Below are 18,942 nucleotides of genomic sequence, written 5' to 3' on the forward strand. Positions count from 1 at the left end.
GATCACTTGTCCTCTTTGCGGAACTTCTGGTGGCAGGCCGAACAGGTCTGGGCGACCATCGCGAACGCACGGTCGGTCGGCATGTCCGCAAACATCTCGGTCGTCATGGGAAGGTCCGATCCCATCATGCCCCCTCCCATTGCAGGCGCGGACCCGCCACCCATCATCCCGTCAGTGGCGCCGCCCATCATTGATTCGCTACCGTTGCCCTGTGCTGCGGCCAACCCATTGCCTGCGCTCAACTTCAATCCTTCGGCGGCTGTTCTCAACTCTTGCGCAAGGGCCGCGAACTCTTCGCTGTTTTCCCAGACCGACGGCAACGCCTTGGACACTCCGCCACCCGAGCCTTCAGGAAACAGTCGCGTCATTTGCTCACCGGCATGGCCGATCATCGCGCCAGCTTCCCTGCGGACGACATCGGCGTCATAAGGTACCTGACCCCGCATCATGGGTGATAGCGTCTTGAGTGTTTTGGCCATCGCGGACATGCCCTGCATCCGCTCCAGCACCACGCCGGTTGCTCCGGAATGCGCCAAGGCAGCAACGCCGGTCGTCCCGATCGCAATGGCAGTAATCCATATCTTCATGTTCATGTTGGTCATTCCTGTCAATTGATCCCGTTGGCGCGCTGAAGTTCCCGCACATATGCAACAACCATCTTCACATCGCCGGGTGTGACGCCTTCAACTGGCGGCATATTGCCAAACTTCCAATGGTGCGCTCTGACACCTTGTTTCGCGGCAAGCAAAAAAGCGGCGTCACCGTGATGGCTCGGTTCATAGATCTTGTGGACAAGCGGCGGTGCCACGCCATTCTGTCCGGCAGCATTCGCACCGTGACAAGCGGCGCAAGCGCCATCGAAAACACGCTTTCCCAATTGGGCATTTGCTGAGAATTCAGCAGGCACAACCACGTCTGCAATCGGCGCGCCCTCTTCCGTCTGCGAAAGATCAGGCGTTGTCATTGTGTGGCCGGGCATCGAAGACGATGGCTGCAATTGCTGCCAGATCACAACCGCGCCACCGACGACAAAAAACGCCGCAATCAGGATGCCGGACTTCGACATCAGATTAATCGTACCTGCGTGCCGACCGGTGTCCTTTCGAACACCTCGATGATTTGCTCGTTGTAGAGACCGATACACCCGCTTGAAGAGCGTCTTCCGATCTTGCGCGTATCATGGGTGCCGTGAATCCTGTAGTACGTCCAACTCAGGGGCAGGGCACGGACGCCCAACGGGTTATCCGGCCCGGGCGGCATATAGGCTGGCAAAGACGGGTCACGTTCGCGCATGGAGGGTGTAGGGGTCCAGTCAGGTTCGGGGTCCTTGAACGTGACTGTCGTGTAGCCGCGCTTTGTCAGCTCGTCAGACAAGGGAACCGATGTCGGATAAATGCGCATTTCGCCATCGGCCGTCCAGTGTTGCATCACGCGGGTAACGGTGTCTGCGATGATGATACCCTTGTCCAAAGCGTCAAAGTGGTCTTGCCAAGCGTGTGTACGAAACGATGAGATATTCCTTCGGACACTGGTTTGATCCACCTGGGCACGCAGGATGGACGGGGCCGCGAAAGCTGCCGGTGCGGCACCTGCCGTGAATGCTCGACGCGTTACACGTGTTTGCTTGCGGGTCATCATATGGCCTCATGTTGTTGTCTGCCTATCCACTAGACTACCCGCCTGGTCGCATTTCATGAACAGTCCGGGGCCTGATATTATGTAACGATATGTATCCCGGCCAACGGACACGTCTTCGCGCTGCTGCCTCAAACCTCGATGGGTTTCAGGACAACACGCGTGTCGAGCGGGACCTTCTCATAGAGTTCGATGATCTGATTATTGGTAAGCCTTGCACAGCCGTTTGAGACACGTCGACCAATCGTCTTCGGATCCGTTGTGCCGTGAATTCTCAGGTAGGTGTCCCCACGCCCTGGCTGGTAAAGATACAAGGCGCGGGCACCGAGTGGATTGTTCAGCCCACCGGGCACACCGCCCGCAAAACGAAGATATCGGTCAGGATCTCTGGCTATCATGGCGGGTGTGGGCGTCCACCGCGGCCACTTTTGCTTGCGCGCGACATAGAACTCGCCGGATTCATAGAGCCCCTCCCGGCCAATTCCGACGGTATACCTGATTGCCCGATTGTTCGGCAAAGTCCAAAATAAAGCGAACTGGTTCGGATCGACATGTATTTCTCCCGGTTTGTCTGCCTCGGTGAACGGAACCTGGCGCGGCAACTGCTCCGGGGGCACCACAGATGGCCCGACGCGCCGGTCGTGCTCTGCGTCACTATGCGCGAATGCTGTTTTTCCACTCACCGAAAGAGCTGCAACAGAAGTCAGGAAATATCTTCGTTTCATATACTTGCCTCACTAAACTAGTCGGGTTTGAGGTGACGAACAACCCGCGCCATATGTGGCGAGCCTTCCTCTTTCGGGGCTGACTCGGCGCTTTGTTTGACGGGCAGCGTGATTTCAGCGCGCAGACCCCCATCAGTGCGGTTTTTCAGTTCGATAGAACCACCGTGCTCAAGGATGATGCTGCGCGCAATCGACAGCCCCAGGCCATGACCGCCGGTATCCTGTGATCGCGACGTCTCGAGCCTGACATAGGGTCCGAAAACAGCCTCCAGCTGATTGTCGGGAATACCGGGCCCCTGATCGTCGATGGCGACCACTACCTCACTGCCCATGCGTTGCCACGAAACCCTGGCCTCACTCCCGTAGCGGATCGCGTTCTCAATCAGGTTTCTCAACGCGCGCCCCATCGCGCTTGGTTTCACGGATACGATGAGTGGACCTTGGCTGGTCACCTGAACCTTGTCCAAGCCCATACCAGTGATCAGATCGTGCAGATCAACCGATTGGACCTCTTCATGCTGTCCGACGCCCTTCGCGAAATCGAGGGTCGCATCGACCATCCGTTGCATCTCTTCACTTGACGCCACCAAGGACGTGCGCGTGTCTTCGTCGTCCACCATTTCGGCCCGCACCCTGAGCGCCGTCAAAGGCGAGCGCAGATCATGCGCAAGCGCTGCAAGCATCTGGGTCCGGTCACTGACAAATCGCGTCAGGCGATCCTGCATGATGTTGAATGATCGGGTCAGATCCCGAACTTCCTTCGGCCCTACGACCGGCAGATCGCCCTTGGCGGCGCCGCGACCCAGACGTTCGGACGCAGTCGCGAGATCGTTGAGTGGTCCGGTCAGTCGGGACAGGAGAAACCAGAAACTTGCAACCAGCAGAAGTCCCGCAGTCAGTGCAAAGGATATGTTGGACGCCAGCGACCTTTGCAGAGGCGGCCGTTCGAACCGCGTCTCGATGTTGAGCCAATTCCCACCGGACAGCGCAATGGACAGCTCCATCTCGATGGCCGCAAGGCTGCCCTGCATCATTTCGGCGTGCATTTGCGCCATTTCCGGTGACAGGTTCGGAAGGGGCAGCAGACCTCCCTCGATTTCATGGACCTCAACCCGAATATCCCGGCTGTAGCTTTCCTGAAGCAGTGCCCGTATCCGCGCTTCGACCGCTCCACCGTCATCGTGTTGTCCGTGTGCGACCGACGGCTCGTCTGTAAGGTCGAACCGTACGAGCGGAGACGTTGCAGCGCGGACGATCTGGGCATGCAATTCCGGGGGTGCGCCTTCAATCAACTGTGCGACATTTGCGGCGCGTCCGGCGGCTTCGGCACCGATGGCGGCCTGAACAGCCAAAGAGCGTTCATCAACGAAGAACCAGAGACTCAGAGCTTGCGCGAGGATCAAGACACCGAGAACCAGAAGGGCAATCTGTGCACGCAACGTCCGTGGAAGCAGCTTCATTCGCAAATCTCGACATCGCAGGAAAGACTATACCCCCCATGCCGGACAGTCGCGATGATCTTCGGGCGCAAAACGTCCTCTTCCATCTTCCGGCGCAACCGGCTCACCTGATTGTCGATGGTTCGGTCCAATGGACCGGCGACCCTGCCAGTGCTGAGTTTGAGAAGTTCGTCGCGGCCAATGACCGTCCTTGGCCTTTGCAGGAACAGGGTCAGGAGTTTGAGTTCACCGGATGTAAGTTGCGTGCGCGAACCGCCTTGGTCAATCAGTGTACGGCCATCGAAATCCAGCTTTAGGTGTGCAAACTTCAACGTTTTTCCCGCAAAATCAACCGGTTTTGGGATCATCTGCGTCCGACGCAATATCGCGTTGATCCGCGCCACCAGTTCCCGGGGATTGAACGGCTTGGCGAGATAATCGTCAGCCCCGCCATCGAGACCAGCGATGCGGTCTTCGTCGTCACCCAATGCGGTCAGCATCAGGATCGGGGTGTGCCCTTCCTTGCGCAATCGCCTGCACGCAGAAAGTCCGTCTTCCCCCGGCATCATGACATCGAGAACAATCAGATCGAACCGCGCTTCCGCGAGCCTTGCGTCCATCTCTACTGCATTTTCCGCCGCTGAAGCACGCATGCCGTTGCGTTCCAGATAACTGGTGACGGATTTCCGGATCTCTGAATGGTCATCGACGACAAGGATGCGTGGCAGATCGCTCATGCCGCCAACATAGTCATTTTCACCAAGGGACGCCCATCCCGTGTTTGTAGCCAAATGTAACAGGGCGGGCAGTCGACTCCGGGATAACGAGCAACTATTTAAGGCAGAACATCGAGGAGTTTTAAATGAACAGACGTGAATTTGGCCTTACGGCACTCAGCATGGTCCTGGCCGGGCCTGCTTTGTCGCAAACCGCCGCACCGACGTTGCAGGTGACAAAGACACCGACCTGCGGCTGCTGCGGCGCTTGGGTAAATGAGATGATCTCTGCCGGTTTCAAGGCATCGGTCGAGGACGTGGATTACGACACGCTTCAGGTTCTGAAGCAGAAACACGGCATCGCGCCAGAACTGGCAGGATGCCACACGACGTCCGTGGGCGGATACTTCGTTGAGGGTCACGTGCCAGCGGCTGACATCGAGCGGTTGCTGAGCGAAAAGCCTGTCGCGCGCGGTCTGACAGCACCGGGGATGCCCATGGGTTCGCCCGGCATGGGCCCCCAGGGTGATCCCTATGATGTGCTGCTGGTACTGATGGACGGGTCGACGCAAGTCTTCGCAACCCACGGCTGACGTGTTTGCCCGCGATACGTTCCGACAAAGTTTTTCTCCGTCCTTACCATTCGGCAGATTTTGTTGGAACGTATCCGTTCTGAGCTTGGCAAGCATATTGCCGTTCCTGCTTGTCTACATCCTCGTAACGCCTGGTTTTGCGACGCTGCTGCTGACGAATGGGACCGCGCTCTCGCGCTTCCTCCGGCAGGTCTTGACCAATGGGTTTGTGGTCGTTTTCCTCGTGAATTACTTGGGGTTCGTTTCCGCATCGGTCGCGCTGAAACAGTACCGGCATCGGCCGATCGTTTACCTGGTTTTAGATGGCCTGCTGCGGAGTGTCGCATTCATTGGGGTTCACATTGCCGTCTATGTGATGTCGGCCGATCTGTTCGGCTCGTTCAACGGCAGCCGTGCAACAGCGTTGAGCGTTGTCGGACCAACGCTCGAACGGTCGTTCATGTTTGGGAACATCTCGGGCGTATATCTCTACGCTCTCGCGCCCGGTACCTTCATCGCGCTTCTTGGGGTTCTGACAGAACCTTCTGGCGAAGCATCGAAGCCTACCATGTTCAGGACAATGATCATGGCCTTGCTGTTCAGCCTGACCCCGATCCTCCTCGTCACAGTCCTGTCCTACGCGTTAGGTCTGGCAACCTGAGGGGGCCATCCCAGTAGAATGCTCGCTGACTGTTATCTGATCAATTGTATCGGAATGTACGCTTGACCTTACCTGACTGGAACGTCGCAAGAAAAGCCCGAGCATCTACAGGAGAGCGACATGTCTGAAACTCAAAATGAAAAATCCGCAGGGTCATCGAAACTGATGCAGTATGGGATGATGGCGTGTTGTGCCGTCATGTTTCTGCCGGTTGCCGCGTTCTTTATTGCAGGCGGCACGATCGCGGGTCTGTGGAGCAACGTCGGCCTTTTTGCGCCGCTCGCACTTTGTCTTGGCGCGCATGTCGTCATGCACAGGATGATGGGGAAGTCGTGTCACGGGTCAAAAGTTGAACAGGCGAACGAGGCGACTGTGGATGCAGAATTTGAAGATGGCCAAGCTCCCGAACGAGAACTGGTACGCGCCCGCTAGAACGCGGCTGACAATCGGAATTCCGATTGCAGGTATTCTGGCCCTCGGCGGTTGTGCCCAGTCGGCCTCGGGCAAGCTTTGCCCACTTGAGCCCCCTTCCGTGACACGGGATGCGGCACACGACGTCATTCTTCCCGTAGGATGTCGCTTGGTCGGTCAGTCTGAAGGTACTACCCACGAAATAGTCTGTGACGACGGCCGGACCGGATGGGCTTTCGATTAAGCGCCAAACCTTGATCCTGCCTCACATTCACCTGCACAGCGACGGCCGCCCACGCCACTACGGGCGCAACCGTTCCAACGCGCTTTGCACGGCTTGACGGCGCGGGTCATCTCCCGGCGCCTCCGACAACAGGATTTCTGCGCGTTCGAACGCCGCGATTGCCGGCGCGGTATCGCCCAGAACCGAATAGGCGTTGCCAAGCCGCATCCATCCATCAAGATCGTCAGGTTCATCTTCCAGTCGCGTGGCCAGCCGTTCGACCATCGAGCGGATGAAATCCTGTCGTTCCTCCACACTCATGTCCTGCGCGTTTTCGATGTCTTCCTGTGTCGGGCCGGGCGCACTGGTCTTCGGGGCATAGTCGGCCAGCGAGATCGGACCCTTGCCGATCTTCGCGCCAATCCGGTTGGCTTCGCCAACAAAGCTTTCCATCCACGGGAAAAACCTCTCCGCATCGTCCAGCCGAGCCACCAGCGTTTCATGAGCCTTTGCGCCATCGCCCTTCTGCTCGAGCGAGACTGCCTTGAAAAAGGCAGCACCGGGATTGGAAGGATCCAGTTCGTACGCCCGATCAATCGCGGTGTCCGCTTCAGGTGTCACCACACCTTGCTCTGCGTAGATCAGAACCTCGGCCAACATGGAGAACACGGCGGAATCGGCCTCCGGTCGTTGCGCGACAACCTGATAGGCATCGGCAGCATCCGCAAAACGGCCCATTTTCGAATAGGTTTGCCCCAGCAGCATCCAGCCTTCCGAGGCACCCCCCTCAGGGTCTGAACTGAGCCTGACGTACAGACGATCTGTCAGATCGGCGATTTCCGCCGCGTCCAGCCGTTCAGCGGCACGTTCGGCAAAGGCAACACCTGGGATCTCTGGCGAGCCCATTGCGGAGTAATATCCAAAAGCGAAGACCGGCACGAACACTGCGCTCAGAACGACCATCAAGCGGCCCCCTGCCGCCGGTTTCCCATCTGACCGAGCGGACCGGCGCGACTGCACGAGGATCCGTCTCTTGATCTCCTGCTCCGCCGCCGTGGCCTCGGCGTCGGAAATGACACCGCGCTCAAGATCCCGCCGAACCTCATCCAACTGATCCATGAGGACCGCATCCGTGGTGTCAGCCGGGACGGGTGTCCGCGACGACCGATGGCGCAGCGGCAGGCCCATGAAAAGCAGACCGACAACGGATAACAGGGCGAAAACCAACCAGATCATGAACCGTCCTTTGAAGCGTTCTCTTCAATGAAACGCGCAATTTCCGCTTTTTCGTCATCGGAAAATCCCGTTGGGGCAGCCTTGCTCCGACTTTTCGAAATGACGGTCCAGCCGACAAGCAGCGAAACAAGAGCCAATACGAAGGGCGCCATCCAGAGCGCGAGAGTGGCGCGATTCAGGGGCGGGCGCATCAGGACATAATCACCGTATCGGGCGTGGACGTACGCGATGACCTCCTTGTCGCTGTCACCGGCGACAAGCCTGTCGCGCACCAGAATGCGCAGGTCCCGCGCAACCCCGGCGTTGGAACTGTCGATGTCCTGATTTTGGCAGACAACGCAACGCAGTTCCCTAGAAATTTCACGGGCGCGTTGCTCCAGTACAGGATCCTGCAACATCTCGTCGGGCTCGACCGCGAAGGCCATCACGGGCAGCAGCATTAGAAATGCAAATGCGACAAGTCTCATCCGTTCTGGCCTCTTGGTAACGCGCCAGCCTGGATCAACGCTTCCCTGAATGTGGAGATCGCCGTATCGCCCACGACGGGTCCGACGTATCTGAACAAGACCGTCCCGTCAGACCCGACAATGAATGTCTCTGGTACGCCCGAAAGGCCCCATTCTATCCCCACTCTTCCGCTCAGATCCGACCCGATCCTTTCGTAGGGATTGCCAAGCTCAGCGAGCCATTTCGTCGCATCCTCCGGCTTGTCCTTGTAGTTGATCCCGAACAACGTCAGCCCGTCCCTTTCGACCATTTGGGTCAATACCCCGTGTTCGGCCCGGCAGGGCACGCACCACGAGGCGAACACGTTCACGATGACCGGTCCCGGGTTTCCGACCAGATCGGCGCGGGAAAGCCCTGGCGTTTCCAGCCCGCTGACAGCGGCCAGGTCGAATTCCGGCGCTGGCTGCGAGATCAGAACCGACGGAATGTTGTTCGGGTCCCGGTCCGGGTTCAGACCCCACAGGAAGAACCCACCAAAGACGGCTGCGATTGCCAGCGGAATGAATGCCAATAGCCGTCCCATGCCTACTCCGCAGGAAGCGCTAAGGGCTTTGCCACCTTGCGACGAGGTGCCCCGACGCGCAACCGCCTGTCAGACAGCGAAAGACCGCCACCAAGGACAAGCATCGCCGATCCGATCCAGATGAAGTTGACCAATGGTTCATACAGAATGCGCAGGGTCCAGGCCCCTTGTGCGCTCTCGTCCTCTGCTGCCGGATTTGCGATGGACGCATAGAGATCACCGGCCATTGTGGACCTGATGGCACTTTCTGTGGTGGTGGTTTGCGCGACCGGATAGGTGCGCCGCTCCGGGAAAAGATCGGTGACATAATGCCCGTCCCGGACCACACGAAGCGTGCCACGATCCGCGAAGTAATTTGGTCCGCGCACACGTTCGGCCCCTTCAAAGGTGACATCGAACCCGGCAATGCTGATCTCTGTGCCGGGCCGGACAAAGACGATTTCCTCGGATTTCCAGACTGTTGATCCGATGAACCCGAACATCGCCATCGCGAGCCCCGCATGAGCCAGTGTCATCCCATGAGAGGATCTGGGCAGGTTGCGTGCCCGCCGCAGCGATTCCGGGAACGGTGCCTCAAACAGCTTTATGCGCATCGCCCATTCCCGCAGGGTTGAGAAAAACAGCCAGAATGCAAGCATCAGCGACAGATACCCCAACACCGGACCGCCCTCGGCGAGATACCAGGTCACCAATGTCGCGAGCACGGCCAGAACGGCCACGAAACGCAACCGTTGCAGAACGCCCGCCAGATCGGCACGTTTCCAGGACAGATAAGGCCCCAGCCCCATCGCAAAGACGAGCGGCAGCATCACGGGAATAAAGGACGCATTGAAGAAGGGCGGCCCTACCGACAGTTTTTCACCGCCCGTCGCGGCTTCGTAGAAGAGCGGGTACAAGGTGCCGAACAGCACAATGCCGGTGGCCGTGGCCAGCAGCAGGTTGTTCACCAATAGCCCCGCTTCCCGGCTGATCGGCTTAAACAGGCCGCCGGGCTTCATTGTCGGCGCGCGCAAGGCAAACAGAGCAAGGGAACCGCCGATCGAAACGGCCAGCAATCCAAGGATATAAAGTCCCCTTTCCGGGTCGACCGCGAACGCATGCACAGACGTCAGCAGGCCCGATCGGACAATGAACGTGCCCAAGAGCGATAGGGAAAAAGTCAGGATCGCCAGAAGGATTGTCCAGCTTTTGAACGCATCCCGTTTTTCCGTCACGATTGCGGAATGCAGCAGGGCAGTGCCCATCAGCCATGGCATGAAACTGACGTTCTCAACGGGGTCCCAGAACCACCAGCCGCCCCAGCCAAGCTCATAATAGGCCCACCAGGATCCCAGCGCGATGCCTGCGGTCAGGCTCATCCAGGCAGCCAGCGTCCACGGACGTACCCACCGTGCCCAGGCCGCGTCCACCCGCCCTTCGATCAGGGCGGCGACCGCAAACGAGAAGACAATCGAGAAGCCAACATACCCGAAGTAGAGAAGCGGCGGGTGCATGGCGAGACCGACATCCTGCAATAATGGGTTGAGGTCCTGACCGTCGCCTGGCGGAGGGAAAACGCGGTCGAAGGGATTGGACGTCAGCAGCATGAAAGTCAGGAAGCCAACGCTGATCCAGGCCTGCACCGACAGCGTCCTTGCTCTCAGCGCCAGCGGAATGTTCGATCCGAAGAGAGCGACCGCCGCACCGAACACCGTCAGGATAAGGGTCCACAGCAACAGGGATCCTTCGTGGCTGCCCCAGGTGCCGGCCACCTTGAACAGCATCGGTTTGAGTGAATTAGAATTCTCAACCACATTCTTGACCGTGAAGTCACTGGTGATGAAGGCTTGCATGAGCGCGAGAAACGCAAAGCCCATAAAGAACGCCTGTCCTAGTGATGACCATCTCGCCGACTGCATCCACAGGATGTTTCCGCGTGCAGCACCAAAAATGGGCAGCACACTTTGAACAAGCGCCAGGGCCAAGGCCAGGGCCAGGGCGAAATGACCGATTTCAGGTGTCAAGGGATCATCAGCCTCTTCGATGAATTCACTGGATTAACGTCTGTCTAGCAAATCGTCCGGCGGACCGTGAGTGGTTGCTTTGTCACCGTTTGTAACGGGAGGCTGTGACAAATGATTACAAACCCGCCAGCCCTCGGCCTTTAATCGAAGCGCTATAGCGCCGATGTTTCCAGAATTAACCTGAAAGGAATGAGAGATGGAAAACAAAAGAATTCTTGCGCTTGGCGTGGTGATCGCTGTTGGCATGGGACAAACAGCATTAGCGGAATCCGATGGGACTGCCGATAGCAAGGCTGACAGCGGGAATATGTCCGACATGGCGATGGGCGATGGCGACAAGCAGATGGGCATGATGGACGGCAATATGATGCCGATGATGCAGAGGATGATGAAGATGCATGCCTCCATGATGGGCGGCCAGGGCAGCATGATGGAAATGATGGACCGCGACATGATGACGACGATGTTGTCCGGCAGTCAGCCTCATGAAATGGCCGCACAGATGGCCGAAAAAATGCGGGAGTTTGATGCGGATTCCGACGACGAGCTGACACTTGACGAATTCGAAGCCTTGCACATGAGCGTCATCCGGGCGCGCATGGTTGATCGCTTTCAGCACCTTGATGCGGACGGGAACGGTCAGATCTCTCAAGACGAGATGGAAGATGCCGGAATGCGCATGAGCAAAATGAAAGGCACATCCAGTAGAACGGACATGGAAGGTCATCATGACAGCGAATAACGGGCAAGGACCCGCAAGGCAGCCTGACGGAGAAACATGATGGGTATTGTTCTGACGCGGCGCAGTGCGACACTTGCTATGTTGGCAGTTTCCTTCGCACCCTTCCCGGTGATGGGCCAGACCGCCGAGGTCTGGTCGGCGGACATGGCAGCAGATGCGCTGCAACAGGACCTGATCCGGATGATCGACGTTCGGTCGCGACCGGAATGGACCGACACCGGCGTTGCAGGCGATGCCTGGCCCATCAGCCTGCATGAGGACCGTTTCGCCGAGCGGCTTTTTGCCGCCCGGGAACGGGCCGAAGGGCGGCCTGTCGCGCTCATCTGTGCGACAGGCGGGCGGTCTGGCCGCGTCATGCGAAGTCTTCGGCAGGCTGGCTACAGCGGCTTTCTTGACGTATCCGAAGGCATGCTCGGTTCTGCCGCCGGACCGGGCTGGATCGCGGGAGGTTATCCGGTCGTTGGTGTCGATGCTGCCCTGGCTGCGCTGCCAGAGGAATTATCCTGAGATGAAACTGTTGAACCGCCGCGATTTGATTGGCTATGCCGCAGGCTTTGGGGCTGCATCCGTCCTGCCATCGGCGGCATTTTCGGCATCCGACATAAGGCTCGCGTACCCTTCGCTTCTCGATGCGACGACATCCCGGCTCTTTCAGCTGAAAGCCCGCACTGGCGAGACCCGTTTTGACGATGGTGCCGCCAGCGAAACGTTCGGCTACAACCAGGGATACCTTGGCCCGACGATCCGGGTGCAAACCGGCGTCGAGACACGGGCAGAGGTGCACAACACGCTTGGCGAGCCGATGTCGGCGCATTGGCACGGTTTGCTTGTTGCCGGTGAGTTCGATGGCGGACCGCATCAGGCCATCGCACCGGGAGACACCTGGAAGCCGATGCTGGACCTGGATCAGCCCCCGGCAACGGCCTGGTATCACAGCCACATTCACGGCGCGACGGCACGACAGGTCATGCTGGGGTTGGCGGGTGTTCTACAGGTGACCGATGGCGCAGATGACGAGCGTGGATTGCCATCCACCTATGGGCTCGATGATTTGACCTTTGTGTTGCAGGACCGTCAGTTCAACTGGCGCGGACGCCTGAAATACGATCCCGGCATGCACCAGTCCATGAACGGGTTTCAGGGCGACACAATGGTTGTGAACGGTCAAATCGGCGCGTCGGCAGCGGTTCCGAAGGGGATCGTGCGGTGCCGTGTCGTCAACGGCTCGAATGCGCGGGTTTACCGCCTGTCCATGTCTGACAGCCGGTCGCTTCATCTCATCGCGACAGATGCCGGATTTCTGGATCGACCGATTGCGCTGAACCGCCTGACCCTTGCACCAGGAGAGCGCGCAGAAGTGCTTGTGGATTTCACAAGCGGGCGGGGCAGTGTTTTGAAGTCCGACGATATCATTAATTCGGCCATGGGCGGAATGATGGGCGGCGGCGGTTCCGGCAGTCCATTCACCGTGCTGCCTTTCGCTGTCGACACAACCCTTCCGGTTCGCATCGACGCCCTGCCCGGCTCTCTGGACGGGCAGTTGCCTGATCTTGCGGTCAAGGACGCGCCAGTCCGACGTCTGTCACTGGATATGTCGATGGGCATGGGGATGATGTTCTCGCGGTCCGGGAACCGATTTTCGATCAACGACGCGTCATACGATCCGGACACTCTCAATTTTTCCACCAAATTCAACAGCATCGAGCGTTGGATTGTGCGTGGGGCCATGATGATGCACCCGTTCCATGTTCACGGCGTCCGGTTTCAGGTACTGTCGGAAAACGGTATGGCACCGCGCGCAGAGAACAGGGGGTGGAAGGATACGGTGCTGGTGGATGGTGAAGTGGAGCTTGCGATGAAATTCGAAAAACCTGCCTCAACGGCTGCGCCTTACATGTATCACTGCCACATTCTGGAACACGAAGATGGCGGGATGATGGGGCAATTCAGCGTCGCTTAACTTCGTGCCCCCGACTGACAGGCACCGTCGGGGACGGAGTCAAATGGTCAAGAGGGTCTTGGATGAGAACTATCATAATCGGTCCTGGACTGATAACTGCAGCGCCTTTGCTGGTCGCAGGTGTCTGGCAAACAAGAGGGGCAACCTAGGCCTGCTAGATCGGAAAGAGTCAGGAAAACGAAAAGCTTGATTGGTTCTTCTGGCCATTGACCTTCCCCCACGGGAAGCTTGGACAATGAATCGCTATGGATACACAAACACCACAATTCCGCCGAGATTTCCTGTACTACGCCACCGCCGGAACGGGAGCGGTCGCCGTAGGGGCTGCGGTCTGGCCATTGATCAACCAAATGAACCCATCCGCAGATGTCCGCGCGCTGTCCCAGATCCGCGTCGATATCTCGGCTGTGGAACCAGGAACGCAGTTGACGGTCAGTTTTCTCGGCAAGCCGGTGTTCATCCGGCACCGGACCGACGCGGAAATCGCGCAGGCCCGCTCTGAAGATGTGTCATCCCTTCCTGATACCGTGGCCAGAAATCCCAATATCTCTGGTGATGTTTTGGCCACCGATGCAAACAGGGCAGTGGCGGGAAATGAGAATTTCTTGGTCATGATAGGCGTTTGCACGCATCTGGGATGTGTACCACTTGGTGACGGAGCCGGCGATTTTGGTGGTTGGTTCTGTCCCTGTCATGGCTCCCATTATGATACAGCAGGACGCATTCGAAAGGGTCCGGCACCGGAGAACCTGCATATTCCCACGATGTCCGTTTCGGAAGACATGATACTGACCCTGGGCTGACAGGAGCTTCGCGCATCGCGAAGGCCCATACAAATTCATACGCAGCGTTGTCGGAAGAGTCTTGACCCTCCAGTAACTGGAAGGGTTATGTGTTCAATTGTCTTGAAAACGGGAATTAGAAGATGGCCACGGACCAAGAACATCATCACGACATGACGCGCACCTCGACCGCATCAGACCCAGATACAGCGACCGACCCGGTGTGCGGCATGACCGTCGAGATAGACGAAGACACGCGCAGTGCCGAGTATGATGGAGAGGTCTTTCATTTCTGCTCGGAAAACTGCGAAACCAAGTTTGGCAAAGACCCATTTTACTATGCGTCGGGAAACGCCCAAAAGACACCAGCACATGGCGAGGCCGGTACGCAATGGACCTGCCCGATGCATCCGCAAATCCTGAAGGATGAGCCCGGGTCCTGTCCGATCTGCGGCATGGCGCTTGAACCGATGCTTCCATCGGACGAGCCGTCAGAAGAGTTGTCCGATTTCACAACACGCATGTGGATCAGCGCGGCAGCCGCCGTTCCGCTGGTTATCCTGACGATGGGTGAACTGGTCGGCCTACCTGTGCGGGAATGGATCGGACATCAGACGGCTGTCTACATCGAATTCGTCCTCGCAACCCCGATCATTCTCTGGGCGGCTCTTCCCTTCTTCAAAAGGGGGTGGGAATCGATCAGGAATATATCGCCGAACATGTGGACCCTGATCGCGCTTGGCGTTGGGGCTGCCTATATCTATTCGCTTGCCGCAACATTCCTGCCCGGCATTTTCCCCGAAGCGTATCGAAACGGCCAAAGCGTCGGGACATATTACGAAGCTGCGGTTGTGATCGTTGCGCTGATCTTTGTCGGTCAGGTGCTCGAGTTGCGCGCCCGCGAACGGACGGGTGATGCCATCCGTGCATTGCTCGATCTCGCACCAAAAACGGCGCGGCGGATCCTGCCGGACGGGACGGAATATGACGCACCTCTCGAACACATTGTTGAGGGTGACAGGTTGCGGGTACGCCCCGGCGACAGCATACCCGTCGATGCCGAGGTCCTCGAAGGGCATTCATCTATCGACGAAAGTATGATCACCGGAGAGCCGTTGCCGGTCGAGAAAACACAAGGCGACCGGGTCACAGGCGGCACGATCAACAAGAACGGCACATTGGCGATCCGGGCCACACAGGTCGGTGCGGACACGGTCCTGTCCCAGATCGTGGACATGGTGGCAGGTGCAAAGCGGTCGCGCGCGCCGATTCAGGGTCTGGCGGACCGGGTATCGTCCGTCTTTGTTCCGACGGTTGTCGTCATTGCGATCATATCCTTCGTTGTCTGGCTGTTCTTAGGGCCCGATCCCGCGCTCGCCTTCGCTGTTACGGCAGCCGTATCCGTTCTTATCATTGCTTGCCCCTGTGCCTTGGGCCTTGCGACGCCCATTTCGATCACAACGGCGGCGGGCCGCGGGGCACAGGCTGGCGTTCTGATCAAAGACGCCGAAGCACTGGAACGCATGGCGCGTGTCGATACCGTCATCGTTGACAAGACCGGAACACTCACCGAAGGGCGCCCCAAGCTGACAGACGTGGTGCCCACGGGGGACAAGGCTGAAAATGACCTGCTGACAATGGCTGCGGCCCTCGAACGGGGCTCCGAACATCCGCTGGCCGAAGCAATAGTCGAGGGTGCGCTGGCACGGGGGCTGACGCTTCCGAACGCAACGGAATTCGAAGCCGTGACTGGCAAGGGCGTGAAAGGCATGGTCGATGGCCAGGTCGTGGCACTTGGGAATCCCGCCATGATGGCAGAGATCAACGTTGACGCTTCGATTGCGGAATTTGCTGCGGACGACCTTCGTGAATCTGGAAAGACAGCAATGCTTGTGGCGATAGATGGCACTTTTGCCGGCATTGTCGCTGTTGCCGATCCCATCAAGGAGTCCACGGCAGACGCCATCGATGACCTTCATCGCCTCGGTCTCAGGGTCATAATGGCAACCGGTGACAATCAGAAAACCGCCGAAGCCGTCGCCGCAAAGCTGGGTATTGATGAAGTCCACGCAGGCGTCTTGCCCGAAGACAAGAAGGCATTGGTGGACTCCCTCAGACAAGAAGGGGCCCGGGTCGCCATGGCAGGAGACGGCGTGAACGATGCCCCTGCCCTGGCGGCGGCTGATGTGGGCATTGCGATGGGCACCGGTGCCGACGTTGCCGTGGAAAGCGCAGGCATCACCCTTCTGGGTGGTGATCTTGTCGGCATCGTGCGTGCGCGCCGATTGGCAAAGGCAACGGTGCGAAACATCAAGCAGAACCTGTTTTTTGCCTTCGCCTACAATACCGCAGGTGTGCCCATCGCGGCTGGTATTCTCTACCCGTTTTTCGGCCTTCTTCTGTCGCCGATGATCGCCGCCGCCGCGATGAGCCTGTCTTCGGTCTCCGTCATTAGCAATGCACTGCGGCTGCGACGGGTTCGGCTTTAGTCGCAAACCAAGGAGATAGATGATGGCAAGCGGACATCAGGGGCATATGCCGTCCGGCGGCAAGGGGCTGGCGATATCAGCCTGGTTGACCGGCATCTATTTTGTGATCGAACTGGCGATTGGCCTATGGACAGGGTCGATCGCGGTCATCTCCGACGCGTTCCATACCTTTTCGGCCGTGGGCGGTGTTCTGGTCGCCATTGTCGCGGCGCGCATGGCGTTGCGTCCGGCGGATGAAGAGCGGAGTTTTGGCTGGGCGCGCGCCGAAATCATCGGCGCCCTTGTGAATGGCGGCTTCTTGCTGGCGATGGCGGTGGTTGTCATCGCGATGGCTACCATGCGCTTGTCTGCGCCAATTGATCTTCCAACGGGTCCGATGCTGATTGCGGCTGCCGGGGGGCTCTTTACTGAGTTCATTTCGCTTGCGCTGATCTGGAAGCAAAGCAAGGAAGATCTGAACACGAAGGGAGCGTTCTGGCATATCATCCAGACCTTTGTTGGCAGTCTGTCGATCATCGTGACCGCCCTCGTAATCGAATTCACCGGGTTTCTGCTGATCGACCCGCTGCTTGGCATGGCATTCGGGTTTGTCCTGCTGTGGGCGAGCTGGGGCTTGCTGAAAGAAGCGGCGCATCTTTTGATGGAAGGCACGCCTCCCGAAGTGAGTCGGCCTGAAATCAAACGTACCCTTGAAGAACTGCACGAGGTTTCCGATGTTCACCATATTCATGCTCGGGCGCTGACAAGTGGCAAGCATGTCTTCTCCGCGCATCTGCGTGTCGCAGAGCAAGCAGATCAAGAAAAGGTCCTGCAAACCGCCTATGACACGCTGCGTAAGGACTTCGGGTTCTTTTTCGCAACCCTGCAGATCGAAACACGGTGCCTCGACGAAAGCGGCGCTGAAGCAATCGACCTGTCAGCGGCGAGCAGTAAGACAGGGCATAACGGCGATCTTTGAAAACAGGTCATCGCCGCGGGCAGCAATTCTCATTGTTATCGGGCAAGCGAAATACCCGCCAAGTTTTGCTACCGCACCTTTTGTTATCTCGAACCGGGCATGGTCCGGCTGATCCATTCAGGGGCGCAAATGATACGTTCCCCGGGTCGGATTTGCGATCCGGCCATCATTCACAAGCTTTCGCAAGGCCCGATAGGTGGCCTCGTGCGAAAGATGTAGCGCGCTGGCAAAATCGACAACGGAGCTTTCAAGCAGGTCCGCCACCATACCGGCATAGACCCGTTCTTCTGCGCGGCGGATGCCTACGATCTCAAGCGCCTGACGTTGCGCTTGTATCTGCTGTGCCGCTTGCCGCGCATAGGCGCGTGCAAAATCCGGATCTGCAAAGGCAGACAAGACCGCCGCTTTGTCGATCTGTACAAACGCCCCAGCCTCCGCCACGACCGCATCGCAGTGGTATCTATCCGAAAACACCGATGCTTCGGCAAGGCTCATCCCGGGCCCGGCACGGTAGATGATAAATCGTTCGCCATCCGGTCCGACACGCTCAAGATGAACGCGCCCGCACTTAACAACATAAAGGCCGCAGGTCCGCGCGCCCTGACGAAAAACCTTATCCCCTGCGGCCCTCGTCAGCGGACGCAAGGCGGAGGGCGGTATGAGATTATAGGGTTCTGGCATCATATGATCCAAATCATATTTCAGGGTCCGATCAGGTACTAGCCTGGATCCGAATACACCCAGGAAAGGCTGGTCCATGCGACTGATACCCGTTCTCTTCGCTGTCTTGCTTGCGACACCCGTTACCTCGCAACAAATGCATTCATCCATGGGTCACGCGTCCGACGCCCCCCAGGAAACCGGCCAGTCCGCCTTCGCCGAAATGGCCGAAATAGTTGCGCTGCTCCAGGCCGATCCCGAAACCGACTGGGGCGCCGTCAATATCGACAAACTGAGGGACCATCTGGTCGATATGGACCTTTTGACACGAAAGGCAGAGGTCACCCGCATTCTGCGGCCCGACGGCGCACGGTTCGAAGTGCGTGGCAGCCCGCGTGTTCTGTCGGCCATCAACACAATAGTTCCCGCCCATGCGCCGTTCCTTGCCGGTGAAACAGGCTGGAGTGTTGCGTCAGAAGAAATGGAGGATGGTGTCGCACTGATCGTGGGTGGCGATGGTGAACAGATACAGGGCCTTGGTTTCTTTGGTCTGATGACAATCGGTGCACATCATCAAGAGCACCATCTGATGATTGCGAAAGGCGGCAAGCCCCATCATTGAACACGCGCCCAAGGTTCATATGCGGGCCCAGGCAACCGGGGTCCGCCGCAATGGTCACTTCGCCAACACTACGATCGG

The 18,942-nt window shown here is 58.2% G+C and carries 21 protein-coding genes; 10 read left to right on the forward strand and 11 right to left on the reverse strand.

Features of this window, described 5'->3' with window-relative positions; translation table 11 throughout:
- Positions 1-2: 2 nt before the first annotated feature.
- The 6 genes from K529_RS22190 to K529_RS22215 all read right to left on the reverse strand — a co-directional run bounded on the left by K529_RS22190 (position 3) and on the right by K529_RS22215 (position 4,536).
- Positions 3-593 (reverse strand): c-type cytochrome, encoded by a 591-nt coding sequence (locus K529_RS22190; protein ID WP_005619176.1) that lies wholly within the window; start codon positions 591-593, stop codon positions 3-5.
- A 14-nt stretch (positions 594-607) separates the two neighbouring features.
- The gene (locus tag K529_RS22195) at positions 608-1,066 is read right to left on the reverse strand and encodes a c-type cytochrome (RefSeq protein ID WP_005619178.1); all 459 of its coding nucleotides are present in this window, start codon (positions 1,064-1,066) and stop codon (positions 608-610) included.
- Positions 1,066-1,638 carry a L,D-transpeptidase gene (locus tag K529_RS22200; protein WP_005619181.1) on the reverse strand — a complete coding sequence of 191 codons (573 nt, stop codon included), beginning with the start codon at positions 1,636-1,638 and terminating at the stop codon, positions 1,066-1,068. The genes K529_RS22195 and K529_RS22200 overlap by 1 nt, the downstream gene beginning before the upstream one ends.
- A gap of 128 nt (positions 1,639-1,766) precedes the next feature.
- Positions 1,767-2,360: a L,D-transpeptidase gene (locus K529_RS22205; protein ID WP_005619183.1), complete on the reverse strand. Its 594-nt coding sequence runs from the start codon at positions 2,358-2,360 to the stop codon at positions 1,767-1,769.
- 17 nt (positions 2,361-2,377) lie between these two features.
- On the reverse strand, positions 2,378-3,820 hold the full coding sequence (locus K529_RS22210; RefSeq protein WP_005619187.1) for an ATP-binding protein: 1,443 nt from the start codon (positions 3,818-3,820) through the stop codon (positions 2,378-2,380).
- Positions 3,817-4,536, reverse strand: a complete 720-nt coding sequence (locus K529_RS22215; RefSeq protein ID WP_005619189.1) for a response regulator — start codon at positions 4,534-4,536, stop codon at positions 3,817-3,819. The genes K529_RS22210 and K529_RS22215 overlap by 4 nt, the downstream gene beginning before the upstream one ends.
- Before the next feature lie 125 nt (positions 4,537-4,661).
- On the opposite strand from K529_RS22215, the gene K529_RS22220 reads away from it, so the two are divergent.
- The 3 genes from K529_RS22220 (at position 4,662) to K529_RS22230 (ending at position 6,180) form a co-directional block, all read left to right on the forward strand.
- On the forward strand, positions 4,662-5,108 hold the full coding sequence (locus K529_RS22220; RefSeq protein WP_005619190.1) for a DUF411 domain-containing protein: 447 nt from the start codon (positions 4,662-4,664) through the stop codon (positions 5,106-5,108).
- A gap of 97 nt (positions 5,109-5,205) precedes the next feature.
- Positions 5,206-5,748, forward strand: a complete 543-nt coding sequence (locus K529_RS22225) for a hypothetical protein (protein WP_005619193.1) — start codon at positions 5,206-5,208, stop codon at positions 5,746-5,748.
- A 120-nt stretch (positions 5,749-5,868) separates the two neighbouring features.
- Positions 5,869-6,180: a DUF2933 domain-containing protein gene (locus K529_RS22230; RefSeq protein WP_005619195.1), complete on the forward strand. Its 312-nt coding sequence runs from the start codon at positions 5,869-5,871 to the stop codon at positions 6,178-6,180.
- Positions 6,181-6,460: 280 nt separating this feature from the next.
- On the opposite strand, the gene ccmI is transcribed toward K529_RS22230, so the two are convergent.
- The 4 genes from ccmI to K529_RS22250 are packed head-to-tail and all read right to left on the reverse strand — an operon-like array spanning position 6,461 to position 10,651.
- Positions 6,461-7,618 (reverse strand): c-type cytochrome biogenesis protein CcmI, encoded by a 1,158-nt coding sequence (gene ccmI / locus K529_RS22235; RefSeq protein ID WP_005619197.1) that lies wholly within the window; start codon positions 7,616-7,618, stop codon positions 6,461-6,463.
- Entirely contained in the window at positions 7,615-8,085 is a 471-nt protein-coding gene (locus K529_RS22240; RefSeq protein ID WP_005619199.1) for a cytochrome c-type biogenesis protein, read from the reverse strand. The genes ccmI and K529_RS22240 overlap by 4 nt, the downstream gene beginning before the upstream one ends.
- Positions 8,082-8,648, reverse strand: a complete 567-nt coding sequence (locus K529_RS22245) for a DsbE family thiol:disulfide interchange protein (protein WP_005619204.1) — start codon at positions 8,646-8,648, stop codon at positions 8,082-8,084. The genes K529_RS22240 and K529_RS22245 overlap by 4 nt, the downstream gene beginning before the upstream one ends.
- Positions 8,649-8,650: 2 nt before the next feature.
- Entirely contained in the window at positions 8,651-10,651 is a 2,001-nt protein-coding gene (locus K529_RS22250) for a heme lyase CcmF/NrfE family subunit (protein ID WP_005619207.1), read from the reverse strand.
- Between the two features lie 196 nt (positions 10,652-10,847).
- On the opposite strand from K529_RS22250, the gene K529_RS22255 reads away from it, so the two are divergent.
- The 6 genes from K529_RS22255 (at position 10,848) to K529_RS22280 (ending at position 17,582) form a co-directional block, all read left to right on the forward strand.
- A complete protein-coding gene (locus K529_RS22255) occupies positions 10,848-11,393 on the forward strand; it encodes an EF-hand domain-containing protein (RefSeq protein WP_005619211.1) in 546 nt (181 codons plus the stop codon).
- A gap of 36 nt (positions 11,394-11,429) precedes the next feature.
- Positions 11,430-11,900 (forward strand): rhodanese-like domain-containing protein, encoded by a 471-nt coding sequence (locus tag K529_RS22260; protein ID WP_227511960.1) that lies wholly within the window; start codon positions 11,430-11,432, stop codon positions 11,898-11,900.
- Between the two features lies 1 nt (position 11,901).
- Positions 11,902-13,353: a multicopper oxidase domain-containing protein gene (locus K529_RS22265; RefSeq protein WP_005619214.1), complete on the forward strand. Its 1,452-nt coding sequence runs from the start codon at positions 11,902-11,904 to the stop codon at positions 13,351-13,353.
- 245 nt (positions 13,354-13,598) lie between these two features.
- Positions 13,599-14,156 carry a ubiquinol-cytochrome c reductase iron-sulfur subunit gene (petA, locus tag K529_RS22270; RefSeq protein ID WP_005619216.1) on the forward strand — a complete coding sequence of 186 codons (558 nt, stop codon included), beginning with the start codon at positions 13,599-13,601 and terminating at the stop codon, positions 14,154-14,156.
- Between the two features lie 122 nt (positions 14,157-14,278).
- Complete coding sequence (locus tag K529_RS22275; RefSeq protein WP_005619218.1) at positions 14,279-16,624, forward strand: heavy metal translocating P-type ATPase; 2,346 nt, start codon at positions 14,279-14,281, stop codon at positions 16,622-16,624.
- A 19-nt stretch (positions 16,625-16,643) separates the two neighbouring features.
- Positions 16,644-17,582, forward strand: coding sequence for a cation diffusion facilitator family transporter (locus K529_RS22280; protein WP_005619220.1), 939 nt, complete (start codon positions 16,644-16,646; stop codon positions 17,580-17,582).
- 117 nt (positions 17,583-17,699) lie between these two features.
- On the opposite strand, the gene K529_RS22285 is transcribed toward K529_RS22280, so the two are convergent.
- Positions 17,700-18,413, reverse strand: a complete 714-nt coding sequence (locus tag K529_RS22285) for a Crp/Fnr family transcriptional regulator (RefSeq protein ID WP_319822687.1) — start codon at positions 18,411-18,413, stop codon at positions 17,700-17,702.
- On the opposite strand from K529_RS22285, the gene K529_RS22290 reads away from it, so the two are divergent.
- Entirely contained in the window at positions 18,412-18,864 is a 453-nt protein-coding gene (locus K529_RS22290; protein WP_227511962.1) for a hypothetical protein, read from the forward strand. The two genes, K529_RS22285 and K529_RS22290, sit on opposite strands and share 2 nt — an antisense overlap.
- The last annotated feature ends 78 nt before the right edge of the window (positions 18,865-18,942 follow it).

The organism is Tritonibacter mobilis F1926, assembly GCF_000376545.2.
Lineage (GTDB): Bacteria > Pseudomonadota > Alphaproteobacteria > Rhodobacterales > Rhodobacteraceae > Epibacterium > Epibacterium mobile.

Excerpts from the sequence above, each read along its gene's own strand:
- K529_RS22190 (WP_005619176.1), bottom strand. The coding sequence starts at position 593 with ATGAACATGAAGATATGGATTACTGCCATTGCGATCGGGACGACCGGC.
- K529_RS22195 (WP_005619178.1), bottom strand. The coding sequence starts at position 1,066 with ATGTCGAAGTCCGGCATCCTGATTGCGGCGTTTTTTGTCGTCGGTGGC.
- K529_RS22200 (WP_005619181.1), bottom strand. The coding sequence starts at position 1,638 with ATGATGACCCGCAAGCAAACACGTGTAACGCGTCGAGCATTCACGGCA.
- K529_RS22205 (WP_005619183.1), bottom strand. The coding sequence starts at position 2,360 with ATGAAACGAAGATATTTCCTGACTTCTGTTGCAGCTCTTTCGGTGAGT.
- K529_RS22210 (WP_005619187.1), bottom strand. The coding sequence starts at position 3,820 with ATGAAGCTGCTTCCACGGACGTTGCGTGCACAGATTGCCCTTCTGGTT.
- K529_RS22215 (WP_005619189.1), bottom strand. The coding sequence starts at position 4,536 with ATGAGCGATCTGCCACGCATCCTTGTCGTCGATGACCATTCAGAGATC.
- K529_RS22220 (WP_005619190.1), top strand. The coding sequence starts at position 4,662 with ATGAACAGACGTGAATTTGGCCTTACGGCACTCAGCATGGTCCTGGCC.
- K529_RS22230 (WP_005619195.1), top strand. The coding sequence starts at position 5,869 with ATGTCTGAAACTCAAAATGAAAAATCCGCAGGGTCATCGAAACTGATG.
- ccmI (WP_005619197.1), bottom strand. The coding sequence starts at position 7,618 with ATGATCTGGTTGGTTTTCGCCCTGTTATCCGTTGTCGGTCTGCTTTTC.
- K529_RS22240 (WP_005619199.1), bottom strand. The coding sequence starts at position 8,085 with ATGAGACTTGTCGCATTTGCATTTCTAATGCTGCTGCCCGTGATGGCC.
- K529_RS22245 (WP_005619204.1), bottom strand. The coding sequence starts at position 8,648 with ATGGGACGGCTATTGGCATTCATTCCGCTGGCAATCGCAGCCGTCTTT.
- K529_RS22255 (WP_005619211.1), top strand. The coding sequence starts at position 10,848 with ATGGAAAACAAAAGAATTCTTGCGCTTGGCGTGGTGATCGCTGTTGGC.
- K529_RS22260 (WP_227511960.1), top strand. The coding sequence starts at position 11,430 with ATGATGGGTATTGTTCTGACGCGGCGCAGTGCGACACTTGCTATGTTG.
- K529_RS22265 (WP_005619214.1), top strand. The coding sequence starts at position 11,902 with ATGAAACTGTTGAACCGCCGCGATTTGATTGGCTATGCCGCAGGCTTT.
- petA (WP_005619216.1), top strand. The coding sequence starts at position 13,599 with ATGGATACACAAACACCACAATTCCGCCGAGATTTCCTGTACTACGCC.
- K529_RS22275 (WP_005619218.1), top strand. The coding sequence starts at position 14,279 with ATGGCCACGGACCAAGAACATCATCACGACATGACGCGCACCTCGACC.
- K529_RS22280 (WP_005619220.1), top strand. The coding sequence starts at position 16,644 with ATGATGGCAAGCGGACATCAGGGGCATATGCCGTCCGGCGGCAAGGGG.
- K529_RS22290 (WP_227511962.1), top strand. The coding sequence starts at position 18,412 with ATGGGTCACGCGTCCGACGCCCCCCAGGAAACCGGCCAGTCCGCCTTC.
- K529_RS22285 (WP_319822687.1), bottom strand. The coding sequence starts at position 18,413 with ATGGATGAATGCATTTGTTGCGAGGTAACGGGTGTCGCAAGCAAGACA.